General features: G+C 40.7%; 13 protein-coding genes. 9 read left to right on the top strand and 4 right to left on the bottom strand.

Annotated elements, in window-relative coordinates:
- The first annotated feature begins 59 nt into the window (after window positions 1–59).
- From AAHJ11_RS04370 to AAHJ11_RS04350, 5 genes are all read left to right on the top strand, one after another.
- The gene (locus AAHJ11_RS04370; protein WP_148364531.1) at window positions 60–1,469 is read left to right on the top strand and encodes an amidophosphoribosyltransferase; all 1,410 of its coding nucleotides are present in this window, start codon (window positions 60–62) and stop codon (window positions 1,467–1,469) included.
- Window positions 1,470–1,622: 153 nt separating this feature from the next.
- Window positions 1,623–2,846, top strand: coding sequence for a peptidase T (gene pepT / locus AAHJ11_RS04365; protein WP_148364532.1), 1,224 nt, complete (start codon window positions 1,623–1,625; stop codon window positions 2,844–2,846).
- Window positions 2,847–2,914: 68 nt separating this feature from the next.
- Window positions 2,915–4,000: a glycine cleavage system aminomethyltransferase GcvT gene (gcvT, locus tag AAHJ11_RS04360; RefSeq protein WP_148364533.1), complete on the top strand. Its 1,086-nt coding sequence runs from the start codon at window positions 2,915–2,917 to the stop codon at window positions 3,998–4,000.
- Between the two features lie 151 nt (window positions 4,001–4,151).
- Window positions 4,152–6,425 (top strand): cation:proton antiporter, encoded by a 2,274-nt coding sequence (locus tag AAHJ11_RS04355; protein WP_008644441.1) that lies wholly within the window; start codon window positions 4,152–4,154, stop codon window positions 6,423–6,425.
- Between the two features lie 49 nt (window positions 6,426–6,474).
- Entirely contained in the window at window positions 6,475–6,900 is a 426-nt protein-coding gene (locus AAHJ11_RS04350) for an HIT family protein (protein ID WP_074635632.1), read from the top strand.
- 153 nt (window positions 6,901–7,053) lie between these two features.
- On the opposite strand, the gene AAHJ11_RS04345 is transcribed toward AAHJ11_RS04350, so the two are convergent.
- The 4 genes from AAHJ11_RS04345 to AAHJ11_RS04330 all read right to left on the bottom strand — a co-directional run bounded on the left by AAHJ11_RS04345 (window position 7,054) and on the right by AAHJ11_RS04330 (window position 9,404).
- Window positions 7,054–7,470: an RNA-binding S4 domain-containing protein gene (locus tag AAHJ11_RS04345; protein ID WP_004302058.1), complete on the bottom strand. Its 417-nt coding sequence runs from the start codon at window positions 7,468–7,470 to the stop codon at window positions 7,054–7,056.
- Between the two features lie 100 nt (window positions 7,471–7,570).
- A complete protein-coding gene (gene pth, locus AAHJ11_RS04340; protein WP_148364583.1) occupies window positions 7,571–8,137 on the bottom strand; it encodes an aminoacyl-tRNA hydrolase in 567 nt (188 codons plus the stop codon).
- Window positions 8,138–8,274: 137 nt separating this feature from the next.
- Window positions 8,275–8,865 (bottom strand): 50S ribosomal protein L25/general stress protein Ctc, encoded by a 591-nt coding sequence (locus AAHJ11_RS04335; RefSeq protein ID WP_004302060.1) that lies wholly within the window; start codon window positions 8,863–8,865, stop codon window positions 8,275–8,277.
- Between the two features lie 137 nt (window positions 8,866–9,002).
- Window positions 9,003–9,404 (bottom strand): PUR family DNA/RNA-binding protein, encoded by a 402-nt coding sequence (locus AAHJ11_RS04330; RefSeq protein WP_074557094.1) that lies wholly within the window; start codon window positions 9,402–9,404, stop codon window positions 9,003–9,005.
- 168 nt (window positions 9,405–9,572) lie between these two features.
- On the opposite strand from AAHJ11_RS04330, the gene nusB reads away from it, so the two are divergent.
- From nusB to coaE, 4 genes are read left to right on the top strand one after another with little or no spacing between them, the layout of a single operon-like run.
- Window positions 9,573–10,499 carry a transcription antitermination factor NusB gene (nusB, locus tag AAHJ11_RS04325; protein ID WP_009000694.1) on the top strand — a complete coding sequence of 309 codons (927 nt, stop codon included), beginning with the start codon at window positions 9,573–9,575 and terminating at the stop codon, window positions 10,497–10,499.
- Between the two features lie 39 nt (window positions 10,500–10,538).
- Window positions 10,539–10,862 (top strand): preprotein translocase subunit YajC, encoded by a 324-nt coding sequence (yajC, locus tag AAHJ11_RS04320; RefSeq protein ID WP_074635624.1) that lies wholly within the window; start codon window positions 10,539–10,541, stop codon window positions 10,860–10,862.
- A gap of 20 nt (window positions 10,863–10,882) precedes the next feature.
- Window positions 10,883–11,896, top strand: coding sequence for a CdaR family protein (locus tag AAHJ11_RS04315; RefSeq protein ID WP_004309789.1), 1,014 nt, complete (start codon window positions 10,883–10,885; stop codon window positions 11,894–11,896).
- Window positions 11,886–12,500: a dephospho-CoA kinase gene (coaE, locus tag AAHJ11_RS04310; RefSeq protein WP_259022531.1), complete on the top strand. Its 615-nt coding sequence runs from the start codon at window positions 11,886–11,888 to the stop codon at window positions 12,498–12,500. The genes AAHJ11_RS04315 and coaE overlap by 11 nt, the downstream gene beginning before the upstream one ends.
- The last annotated feature ends 4 nt before the right edge of the window (window positions 12,501–12,504 follow it).

The following is a 12,504-nucleotide window of genomic DNA, read 5'->3' as shown; positions in this document are numbered from 1 at the left end:
GATTCTTTTTTGTACTTTTGCGCCATCTTTTTTAAAACATCATCAATAAAGAGAACAACATGGGAGGTTTTTTCGGAACAGTCTCGAAAACTAGTTGCGTGACTGATTTATTCTATGGCACAGATTATAACTCACATCTGGGTACCAAGCGGGGAGGACTCGCAACATATAGTGAGGAAAAAGGTTTTATACGCTCCATTCACAATTTGGAAAGTACTTATTTCCGAACCAAGTTTGAAGGAGAACTCGACAAATTCAAAGGAAACGCCGGAATCGGCATCATTAGCGACACAGACGCACAACCTATCATCATCAATTCTCACCTCGGGCGCTTCGCCATTGTCACAGTCGCTAAAATAGTCAATATCCAGGAATTGGAAGAAGAGCTTCTCAGTCAAAACATGCACTTCGCCGAACTTAGTTCGAGCAACACCAACCAGACGGAACTTATCGCATTGCTTATTATACAAGGTAGAACTTTTGTGGAAGGTATCGAAAATGTGTTTAAGCACATTAAGGGGTCTTGTTCGATGTTGCTTCTGACGGAAGACGGAAGTATCATCGCAGCACGTGACTGGTGGGGACGTACTCCGGTGGTGATTGGAAGGAAAGACGGTGCTTATGCTGCAACAAGCGAATCGTCCAGTTTTCCGAATCTGGATTATGAGATTGAGAAATATTTAGGTCCCGGTGAGATTGTCCGTATGTATGACGATCATGTTGACCAACTTCGCAAGCCCAACGAGGATATGCAGATTTGTTCGTTTTTGTGGGTGTACTACGGGTTCCCGACTTCTTGTTATGAAGGAAAGAATGTAGAGGAAGTGCGTTTCACCAGCGGATTGAAAATGGGACAGACAGATGAATCGGAAGTGGATTGTGCCTGCGGTATTCCTGATTCGGGAGTGGGTATGGCTTTAGGATATGCCGAAGGAAAGGGGGTTCCCTATCATCGTGCTATTTCCAAATATACACCGACATGGCCTCGTAGCTTCACTCCGAGCAATCAGGAGATGCGTTCGCTTGTTGCCAAGATGAAGTTGATTCCAAACCGTGCCATGCTGCAAAATAAACGTTTGTTGTTTTGTGACGATTCAATCGTACGGGGAACTCAATTGCGTGACAATGTGAAGATTCTGTATGATTACGGAGCGAAGGAGGTACACATGCGTATCGCTTGTCCGCCATTGATTTACGCTTGTCCGTTTGTTGGCTTTTCGGCTTCCAAAAATGCATTGGAGTTGATTACCCGTCGCATTATCAAGGAACTGGAAGGGGACGAGAATAAGAACCTGGAGAAATATGCTACTACCGGTTCGCCGGAATACGAAAAAATGGTTAGCATTATTGCCGAGCGTTTCGGTCTCAGTTCATTGAAGTTTAATACGCTGGAAACGCTGATTGAGGCTATCGGATTACCTAAATGTAAGGTTTGTACACATTGCTTTGATGGTAGCAGCCATTTTTAAAGTAGTCAGATAGGATATTTAAGTATCCGGATAAAAGTATACAATAAAAAAGAGCCGTGAATTGCTTTGTAATTCACGGCTCTTTTTTTACCTTTACGGCACTATAAACTATCAATTTGTAAATTGTAATTAGTAACTTGTAATTAAAACAATATGACTTTAGTAGACAGATTTTTAAAGTATGTAAGCTTCGATACACAATCTGATGAATCGACAGGGCTTACTCCAAGTACTCCGAAGCAGATGATTTTTGCTGAATACTTGAAAAAAGAGTTGGAATCTTTGGGATTGGAAGATATTACTTTGGATGAGCATGGATATCTTTTTGCTACACTTCCTGCCAATATAGATAAAGAAGTACCCACTATCGGGTTTATTGCCCATATGGATACAAGTCCTGATATGACGGGTAAGGATGTCACTCCACGCATTGTGGAAAAGTATGACGGTTCGGATATTGTGCTTTGTGCTGAAGAGAAGGTGGTCCTTTCTCCGTCACAATTTCCGGAATTACTGGATCATAAGGGGGAAGACTTGATTGTGACCAATGGAAAGACGTTGCTTGGTGCTGACGATAAAGCCGGGATTGCGGAAATTGTATCTGCAATGGTGTATCTGAAGGAACATCCGGAAATCAAGCACGGAAAAATCCGTATCGGCTTCAATCCGGACGAAGAAATTGGTGAAGGTGCCCATAAATTTGATGTAGAGAAATTCGGTTGCGAATGGGGATATACGATGGATGGAGGTGAAGTAGGGGAGTTAGAATTTGAAAATTTCAATGCTGCCGCTGCTAAAATTACCTTTAAAGGACGTAATGTGCATCCGGGATATGCCAAGAATAAGATGATTAACTCAATCTATCTTGCCAATCAATTTATCACATTGCTACCCTCTCAGGAAAGACCGGAGCATACGACCGGTTACGAAGGATTTTATCATTTAATCGGTATTCAGGGAGATGTGGAGCAAAGCACTGTATCTTATATCATCCGCGATCATGACCGTGCGAAATTTGAGAACCGTAAAAAAGAGATGGAACGTCTGGTTGCTCAAATGAATGCTGAACATGGAGCGGGTACTGCAACTCTCGAATTGCGCGACCAGTATTATAATATGCGTGAGAAGATAGAACCGGTAATGCATATCATCGATACCGCTTTTGCTGCGATGGAAGCTGTGGGTGTGAAACCGAATGTAAAACCGATTCGTGGAGGTACGGATGGTGCGCAGCTTTCCTTTAAGGGATTGCCTTGTCCGAATATCTTTGCCGGTGGGCTGAATTTCCACGGTCGTTACGAATTTGTGCCTATCCAGAATATGGAGAAAGCAATGAAAGTGATTGTGAAAATAGCAGAACTGGTGGCTTCCAAATAAAAAGACGGTAAGCTCCGGTAATACTTAATACCTGATACTTAATACTTAAAACTTAATACTTTAAAATAATGAAAACCACTCCGTTTACAGAGAAACATATAGCACTTGGTGCTAAAATGCACGAGTTTGCAGGTTATAATATGCCTATTGAATATTCCGGTATCATTGATGAACACATAACTGTTTGTCAGGGTGCCGGTGTATTTGATGTATCGCATATGGGAGAATTTTGGGTGAAAGGTCCGCAAGCGTTGGCCTTTCTGCAGAAAATAACATCTAACAATGTGGCGGCACTGACTCCGGGTAAAATACAATATACTTGTTTTCCTAATGAGGATGGAGGTATTGTAGATGATTTGCTGGTTTATCAGTATGAACCGGAAAAATACATGTTGGTGGTGAATGCTTCCAATACGGAAAAAGACTGGAACTGGTGTGTTTCTCATAATACGGAGGGAGCCGAGTTGGAAAATTCGTCGGACAATATAGCTCAACTTGCTATACAGGGTCCGAAGGCTATTTCGGTTCTGCAAAAGTTGACGGATATTGATCTTGCTTCTATTCCTTATTATACATTTAAGGTTGGAACGTTTGCAGGTGAAGAGAATGTGATTATCTCCAATACGGGTTATACCGGTGCGGGAGGTTTCGAACTTTATTTCTATCCGTCTGCGGCTGATTCTATATGGAAGGCTATTTTTGAGGCTGGTGAAGAGTATGGCATTAAACCTATCGGTTTGGGTGCCCGTGATACGCTCCGGTTGGAAATGGGCTTCTGTCTGTATGGCAATGATCTGGATGATACGACTTCTCCGATAGAAGCCGGATTGGGATGGATCACTAAGTTTGTGGAAGGCAAGGATTTTGTCAATCGTCCGATGCTGGAAAAACAGAAAGCGGAAGGTGTTACCCGTAAACTGGTTGGCTTTGAAATGATTGATCGAGGAATTCCCCGTCATGGCTATGAACTGGTGAATGATGAAGGCGGGAAAGTCGGAGTAGTGACCTCCGGTACGATGTCGCCTACCCGTAGGATTGGCATCGGTATGGGATATGTGAAACCGGAATATAGTAAGGTGGGTACTGAAATCTGTATCGATATGCGTGGTCGGAAATTGAAAGCTGTAGTAGTGAAACCACCTTTTAGAAAGTAAAAAATAGGCTTGTTATTGTGTATAGCCCCGGATAAGTTACGACTCTATCCGGGGCTAACTTATTTTATGATGGTTATTACAAAACATATCCGTAAATATGTTGTTTATCCCATAGAAATAATATAATTTTGTCATCAAATACGATAAAATAATGTCTCAATTACCTACTCTTATAGCTGACCTCGCACTTATATTGATTTGTGCCGGTGTTATGACTTTGTTGTTTAAGAAGTTGAAACAACCTCTGGTCTTGGGATATGTAGTTGCCGGATTTCTGGCAAGTCCGCATATGCCGTATACTCCTTCAGTGATGGATACTGCCAATATTAAGACTTGGGCGGATATTGGTGTTATTTTCTTGCTGTTTGCTCTTGGTTTGGAATTTAGTTTTAAGAAGATTGTCAAGGTGGGTGGTTCTGCCATCATTGCTGCCTGTACCATCATCTTTTGTATGATTTTGTTAGGAATAGGAGTCGGCATGGGTTTCGGCTGGCACAGGATGGACAGTCTGTTTTTGGGCGGTATGATTGCGATGTCGTCTACTACTATTATTTATAAAGCTTTTGATGATTTAGGATTAAGGAAGAAGCAGTTTACCGGACTAGTGTTGAGTATCTTGATTTTGGAAGATATTTTGGCCATTGTATTAATGGTGATGCTTTCCACCATGGCGGTGAGCCAACATTTTGAAGGTACCGAGATGTTGGAGAGTATCGGGAAATTGTTGTTTTTCCTTATTCTGTGGTTTGTTGTCGGTATCTATCTGATTCCTGAATTCTTGAAACGCTGCCGGAAATTGATGGGAGAGGAGACTCTGCTTATTGTGTCGTTGGCACTTTGTTTCGGTATGGTAGTGATGGCGGCTCATACAGGATTCTCTGCTGCATTTGGTGCATTTATAATGGGATCTATTCTGGCGGAAACAATCGAGGCGGAATCCATAGACCGGCTGGTGAAACCGGTAAAGGATCTTTTTGGAGCTATCTTTTTCGTATCGGTCGGTATGATGGTGGATCCTGCAATGATTGTAGAATATGCCGTACCTATTATAGTTATTACTTTGGCTGTTATCTTGGGGCAGGCTGTTTTTGGAACATTCGGTGTTATTCTCTCCGGAAAGCCTTTAAAGACAGCTATGCAATGCGGCTTTAGTTTAACGCAGATCGGAGAATTTGCGTTTATTATTGCTTCTTTGGGAGTCTCTTTGCATGTGACGAGTGACTTTCTGTATCCGATAGTGGTAGCGGTTTCTGTGATTACTACTTTCCTGACTCCTTATATGATTCGTTTTGCCGAGCCGGCTTCTACTTTTGTGGATGCTCATCTTCCGGAATCATGGAAAAAAATAATGATGCGTTATTCTTCCGGTTCGCAAACAGCCCTGAATCACGAGAATTTGTGGAAGAAGCTCATCTTGTCAATGGTACGTATAACAGTTGTTTATTCAATTGTCAGTATGTCGATTATTGCACTTTCTTTTCGTTTTGTCGTGCCATTCTTTAAAGAGAATCTGCCTCATTTCTGGGCATCATTGTTGGGAGCGGTATTTATCATTCTGTGTATTGCTCCTTTCTTGCGTGCCATTATGGTGAAGAAAAATCATTCGGTTGAGTTTATGACCTTATGGCATGACAGCCGTGCCAACCGTGCACCGCTGGTATCGACAATCGTGATTCGTATTATGATAGCGGCACTTTTCGTCATCTTTGTTATTTCCGGATTATTTAAGGCGTCTATCGGATTGATTATTGGAGTGGCTGTACTTGTTGTATTGTTGATGGTATGGTCTCGCCGTTTGAAAAAGCAATCGATATTGATTGAACGTCGTTTCTTTCAGAATCTCCGTTCCAGAGATGTACGTGCAGAGTATCTGGGAGAGAAAAAGCCGGAGTATGCCGGTCGTTTGTTGTCGCATGATTTGCATCTTGCCGATATGGAAATTCCGGGTGAATCCAGTTGGGCGGGAAAGACATTGATGGAGCTGAATCTGGGGAAGAAGTTTGGAGTTCATGTTGCTTCTATTCTTCGTGGAAAGAGGAGGATTAATATCCCCGGTGGTTCTGTCCGCCTGTTTCCGATGGATAAGATACAGGTGATAGGTACGGATGAACAATTAAGTGTGTTTAATGAGGCGATGCAAAACGGAGCGAAGATAGACTGGGAGGTCTATGAAAAGAGCGAGATGGCTTTGAAGCAGTTTATCATTGACAGTGATTCTGTTTTTCTGGGTAAAACGATTCGTGAATCGGGTATCCGCGACAAATATCATTGTATGATAGCCGGTGTTGAAAGTGAAGACGGTACACTGATGGTTCCTGATGTAAATGCTCCGCTCGAAGAAGGTGATGTTGTCTGGGTGGTAGGCGAAAAAGAGGATGTGTACCAATTAGTCGATCAAAAAAACGAAAAAGTACAAGCCGGATAAGAATGGAATACCTATTTTTGCAACGATAAAAACTTAAAATAATAATATCATGAAGAGTGATCCGAAAGAATGTCTGTATTGCCAGAACAATGAAACGCTGCATAATCTGATGATTGAGATTGCGGAATTGAGTGTGTCACGTGTGTTTTTGTTTAAGGAACAAACCTACCGTGGACGTTGTCTTGTTTCTTATAAAGACCATGTGAACGATTTGAATGAATTGAGTGATGAAGACCGTAATGCTTTTATGGCAGATGTAGCGCGTGTCACTCGTGCCATGCAAAAAGCTTTCCAGCCGGAAAAGATTAATTATGGTGCTTACTCGGATAAATTGTCTCATTTGCATTTTCATTTGGCACCTAAATATGTGGATGGACCTGATTATGGAGGTATATTCCAAATGAACCCGGGAAAGGTTTATCTGACTGATGCAGAATATCAGGAACTGATTGATGCTGTTAAAGCAAATCTGTAAATGGTATTTTACAATTCACCACAGAGGACACTGAGGACACGGAGGAAATAAAGGGAAAAAGTCTTTTACGAATTATACTCTTAATTACAATTACAGGATACCAGTAGGTATACTTTGATATTCCTCTGTGTCCTCCGTGTCCTCTGTGGTGAACTATTCTTCGAAATCGAAATCAAAGTCAAAATCATCCATAAACTCTGGAGTTGTAAATTCTTCCAGTTCCCGGCGATCTTTTTTGGTCGGGCGTCCGGTTCCACGTGCCCGGTCTACGAACCCGCTGATTTTGCTCATTTCAAGTAATTCATATTGATCGGGCGTCGTTACATTTTCCATCATTTCCGATACAAGTTTGGCTCCTACACGTTTCTCAATCGGTTGTAATACCTTGAATGAGTATGTGATAGGTGGTTTCTTCACTTGAATAACATCACCCGGTTTTATCATACGGGCGGCTTTGACCAGCGAACCGTTGATGGTAATACGTCCTTTTTTGCAGGCTTCTGCTGCAATCGTCCGTGTCTTGAAGATGCGGACAGCCCACATCCATTTATCTATTCTTGCTTCAGCCATTTTAGTTAGTTATTTAGTGATCAGTAATTAGGCGGTTAGTGGACGTTATCATTGATCGCTAACCGTTCATTGCTATTTTTATTTTTATGGAACAGGTTCATCATTTCTTGTTGAACTGGTTCATTGTGATGTCGATACCGGCAAGACAGAAACTTTTGATAATTTCCCCTGCCATCTCCAGTCTTTCATCCATTGTCTTCCAGTCTTCATCAGTGAAGTGACCGAGTACGTAATCGATTTGTCCGCCACGTGGAAAATCACTCCCGATTCCAAAACGCAGACGCGCATAGTTTTGAGTGCCCAGAGTGGCGGCAATATGCTTCAATCCGTTATGGCCTGCATCACTTCCTTTTCCTTTTAGACGTAACGTTCCGAAAGGAAGAGCCAGATCATCTACTACGATCAGCACATTTTCCAGTGGAATATTTTCTTTCTGCATCCAATAGCGAACGGCCAATCCACTCAGGTTCATAAAAGTCGATGGCTTGAGCAGGATCAACTGACGTCCTTTGATAGAAAAGCTGGTGGTGAATCCATAGCGCCCATCCATAAAAGGAGGAGCATTGTTGACTCTGGCCAATGCTTCTACTGTCATGAATCCGATATTATGTCGGGTTTCATGATACTCGGGACCAATGTTTCCCAGTCCGACAACTAAATATTTTATCATCGTTTTTCCGTAAAACAGTTCATTAATATAGAAAGAGAAACGCAGATTAATACAAATTAATGCAGACTGAACATCTGCTTTAATCTGCATTAATCTGCGTTTGAAGTATATCTCTTTACAGGGATAATCTCAAATTACTTGCCAGCGGCTGCTGCTGCACCTCTTGCTGCACGAGTCAACTTAACTGCACATACAACGGCTTCTTTAGCACTAATCAGTTCAAGACCTTCGAAGCTCAATTCGCCAACTTTAACAGTCTTACCCAATCCCAGGTGAGAAACGTTAACGATCAGTTTCTCAGGAATAACATTGTACAAAGCTTTCACTTTGATCTTACGCATCTGCAGTGCAAGTTTACCACCGGCTTTCACACCTTCTGCAAGACCTTCCAACTGTACAGGTACTTCCATTACGATAGGTTTAGCTTCGTCAATCTGATAGAAGTCAACGTGCAGGATAGTATCTTTTACCGGATGGAACTGAATATCTTTCAGGATAGCGTTTACTTTTTTGCCATCGATAACCAGGTCTACAACGTAGATGTGCGGAGTATAAACCAAGTTACGAAGTCCTTCGTTAGTCACTGTGAAGTGAACTACTTCATTACCTCCGTAAAGTACACAAGGTACACCACCGTTTTTACGAATTTCTTTCAAAGCTCTAGCTTGTTCAGAAGAGCGTTCTGCAATTGTTCTTGCAGTTCCTTTTACTTCAATTGATTTCATTTCTTTAAAAATTTGTGTTACTCTAAATTAAGTTAGTTTGCTTAATTCACCATCACACGATGTGGATTATCACACGATGTTGCAAAAAAGCGGTGCAAAAGTACGTCTTTTTTTTGAAATATCAAAGAGTTACTTTCTTAAAAGTCAATATCGATCTTAATTTCGCTCTCTAACTTGTTTTCCCGGGCTTCTTCGATTGCTTTCTGTTCACTTTCTTCATCAGCTTCGGTGTTCAGGCGGGCGATGTATTCGTTCACATCACTGCACTCGATGAAATTGACTGCTTCTTCGAGTCCTGCCATAAACTTCTGAAAGTCCTCCCTATATAGGAAGATTTTGTGTTTTTCGAAACTAACCTGAGAATCGTCACCTTCTCCCGTTATCACTTTTTTACTCTCTGTAATAGCCAGGAACATTTCATCTTTACGATTCTTCTTTACGTCAAGGTAATAGATGCGTTTACCTGCTTTAATGGACTTGGAGAATACAATCTCCTTATCATTCATGTCTGCGCTCATTTTCTTTTTTAAATCTTCCATATCTTTCGGTCCGTTTATAATCGGCTTCAAAATTGGATATTTTTTTTAAACTGTCAAAAGAAAAAGCGCAGAGAATCAAATACTGCATTAAAAAATGTGATTTATTAGTGGAAACTCATTAAAAATATCTACTTTTGCAGTTCGATAACAACAGTATTAATTTGAATTATGATCAACAGAGTTCTTATTCGTCTTAAGATTATACAAATAGTATATGCCTATTATCAAAATGGCAGCAAAAATCTAGACTCAGCGGAGAAAGAGTTATTCTTTAGTCTTTCAAAGGCGTATGACCTTTATAATTATTTGCTAATGCTGATGATAGCATTAACAGAGTATGCACAAAAACGTATTGATGCGGCAAAAGCTAAATTGGCACCTACGAAAGAAGAGTTGTACCCCAACAAGAAATTCGTGGATAACAAATTTATTGCTCAATTGGAAGTCAATAAGCAATTGGTAGAGTTTATAGCCAATCAAAAAAGAACCTGGGCAAACGACCAGGACTTCATCAAGGAGCTTTATGAGAAAATTGTAGAAACCGATATCTATAAAGATTATATGGCTTCTGACGATCACTCATACGAGGCCGATCGTGAATTGTGGAGAAAACTCTATAAAACATACATCTTTAATAATGATTCTCTCGATCAGGTATTGGAAGATCAGAGTCTGTATTGGAATGATGACAAAGAAATTGTAGATACATTCGTCCTGAAAACAATCAAACGTTTTGATGAAAAGAAGGGTGCCAACCAGGAACTGCTTCCGGAATTTAAGGATGACGAAGACCAAGAGTTTGCACGTCGTTTGTTCCGCCGTACTATTTTGAATTCCGACTATTACCGTCATTTGGTTAGTGAGAATACGAAAAACTGGGATCTGGACCGTATTGCATTTATGGACGTTATCATTATGCAGACTGCATTAGCAGAAATTCTTAGTTTCCCGAACATTCCGGTCAGTGTTTCGTTAAATGAATATGTAGAGATAGCGAAGTTGTATAGCACAGCTAAAAGCGGTAGCTTTATCAACGGTACGCTGGATGGAATAGTTAATCAATTAAAAAAAGAAGGTAAGTTGACTAAAAACTGATACCTTTGTCCATATAGTAGAAACTAAAACAGATTATTTATGAACGTATTGACTGTATTATTGCAAGCTCCTGCCGGTGCTGCCGGAGGTGGAAGTATGATGTGGATCATGCTGATAGCTATGTTTGTTATCATGTATTTCTTTATGATCCGTCCTCAGAATAAGAAGCAAAAAGAAATAGCAAATTTCCGTAAATCTCTTCAGGTAAATCAGAATGTGATTACTGCAGGTGGTATTCACGGAACAATCAAGGAAATTACTGACGATTATATAGTACTTGAAATTGCTTCTAATGTAAGGATTAAAATAGACAAGAATTCTATTTTCGCTGATGCTTCAGCTGCTAGCAATCAATCTAAATAATAGTTGATAAATAAGTGCCTATGTTTGATCGTAGGAAAATAGAATATACATATTTAAAACTATCAAAGAAAATTAAGGATTTTCTGCTCAGTGATAAGAGCAGAGAGTTCTTAATTTTTTTATTTTTCTTCCTGATAGCCGGTGGATTTTGGCTGCTTCAGACTCTGAATAGTGACTATGAAGCGGAGTTCTCCATTCCGGTACGAATGAAAGATGTTCCCAATAATGTAGTGCTGACTTCAGAACCACCTTCCGAACTTCGTGTCAGAGTGAAAGATAAAGGTACGGTGCTTCTCAATTATATGTTGGGGAAAAGTTTTTTTCCGGTAAATCTAGGTTTTCTTGATTATAAAGGAAAAGATAATCATGTGAAGATTTACGCATCTGATTTTGAGAAAAAGATATTGAGCCAATTGAATGTGTCCTCTAAAATACTTTCAATCAAGCCGGATACATTAGAGTATATTTATTCTGAAGGAAAGTCTAAGTTAGTACCTGTCCGCTTTCAGGGGAAAGTGACAGCCGGACTTCAATATTATGTATCAGATACGATTTGCAATCCGGACTCTGTATTGGTTTATGCTCCGGAAGGAATTCTGGATACTATCACCACCGCATATACTCAAAAGATAAATCTGGAGAATATTTCAGATACAACCCGGCGACGAATTCCGCTGAATTCTGAAAGAGGGGTGAAGTTTGTTCCGGCTTCGGTAGAAATGACCTTTCCGGTAGATATTTATACGGAGAAAACAGTAGAGGTGCCATTGCACGGAGTTAACTTCCCGGCCGATAAGGCATTGCGTACCTTCCCTTCCAAAGTTCAGATTACTTTTCAGGTGGGGTTGAAGCGGTTTCGCAGCATAAAAGCAAGCGATTTTATCATCAATATTTCTTACGAAGAGTTGTTGAAGCTCGGTTCTGATAAATATACGGTTAAATTGAAGTCCTTTCCGAGCGGAATCAATCAAATCCGTATTGTTCCTGAGCAAGTAGACTTCTTGATAGAACAAATTACTTCTAATGTCGATTAAGATTGGTATAACCGGTGGTATCGGTAGCGGAAAGAGTGTAGTTTCCAGGCTATTTGGAATAATGGGAATTCCTGTTTATATTTCAGATGTAGAAGCAAAACGTATCACGCAGACAGACCCGGTGATTTGCCGGGAACTTTGTGCGCTGGTCGGCCAGAATGTGTTTCAAAATGGTGTGTTGAATCGTTCTTTGCTGGCATCCTATATGTTCGGTCATCCGGATCGTGTGCAGAAAGTGAATGAAATTATTCATCCACAGGTGAAGGAAGATTTTCGTCGGTGGACTGCCCGGTTCGGGGGTGAACAATTGGTCGGTATGGAGTCTGCCATACTTGTGGAAGCCGGTTTCAGGAATGAAGTTGATTTTCTGGTTATGGTGTATGCGCCGTTGGAAGTGAGACTGGAGCGCGCCATAAAGCGGGATTGTTCATCGAGAGAACAGGTAATGAAGCGTATTGAAGCACAAATGAGTGATGAAGTTAAGAGAAGTCATGCTGATTTCGTGATAGTCAATGATGATGAAACAGCGTTAATTCCGCAGGTTTTGGAGCTTATTTCTTTGCTATCTAAAAATAATCATTACCTTTGCTCCGCAAAAAAATAATTAA

The sequence above is a fragment of the Bacteroides sp. 90-K9/2 genome (assembly GCF_047310725.1).
GTDB lineage: Bacteria > Bacteroidota > Bacteroidia > Bacteroidales > Bacteroidaceae > Bacteroides > Bacteroides vicugnae.
Note: the sequence above shows the minus strand (reverse complement) of the source record. Positions and strands in the feature narration are given on the sequence as shown.

Coding starts and splice junctions, on each gene's coding strand:
- yajC (WP_074635624.1), top strand. CDS start 10,539: ATGAACGTATTGACTGTATTATTGCAAGCTCCTGCCGGTGCTGCCGGA.
- AAHJ11_RS04345 (WP_004302058.1), bottom strand. CDS start 7,470: ATGGCTGAAGCAAGAATAGATAAATGGATGTGGGCTGTCCGCATCTTC.
- AAHJ11_RS04370 (WP_148364531.1), top strand. CDS start 60: ATGGGAGGTTTTTTCGGAACAGTCTCGAAAACTAGTTGCGTGACTGAT.
- coaE (WP_259022531.1), top strand. CDS start 11,886: ATGTCGATTAAGATTGGTATAACCGGTGGTATCGGTAGCGGAAAGAGT.
- AAHJ11_RS04315 (WP_004309789.1), top strand. CDS start 10,883: ATGTTTGATCGTAGGAAAATAGAATATACATATTTAAAACTATCAAAG.
- gcvT (WP_148364533.1), top strand. CDS start 2,915: ATGAAAACCACTCCGTTTACAGAGAAACATATAGCACTTGGTGCTAAA.
- AAHJ11_RS04335 (WP_004302060.1), bottom strand. CDS start 8,865: ATGAAATCAATTGAAGTAAAAGGAACTGCAAGAACAATTGCAGAACGC.
- AAHJ11_RS04330 (WP_074557094.1), bottom strand. CDS start 9,404: ATGGAAGATTTAAAAAAGAAAATGAGCGCAGACATGAATGATAAGGAG.
- nusB (WP_009000694.1), top strand. CDS start 9,573: ATGATCAACAGAGTTCTTATTCGTCTTAAGATTATACAAATAGTATAT.
- AAHJ11_RS04350 (WP_074635632.1), top strand. CDS start 6,475: ATGAAGAGTGATCCGAAAGAATGTCTGTATTGCCAGAACAATGAAACG.
- AAHJ11_RS04355 (WP_008644441.1), top strand. CDS start 4,152: ATGTCTCAATTACCTACTCTTATAGCTGACCTCGCACTTATATTGATT.
- pepT (WP_148364532.1), top strand. CDS start 1,623: ATGACTTTAGTAGACAGATTTTTAAAGTATGTAAGCTTCGATACACAA.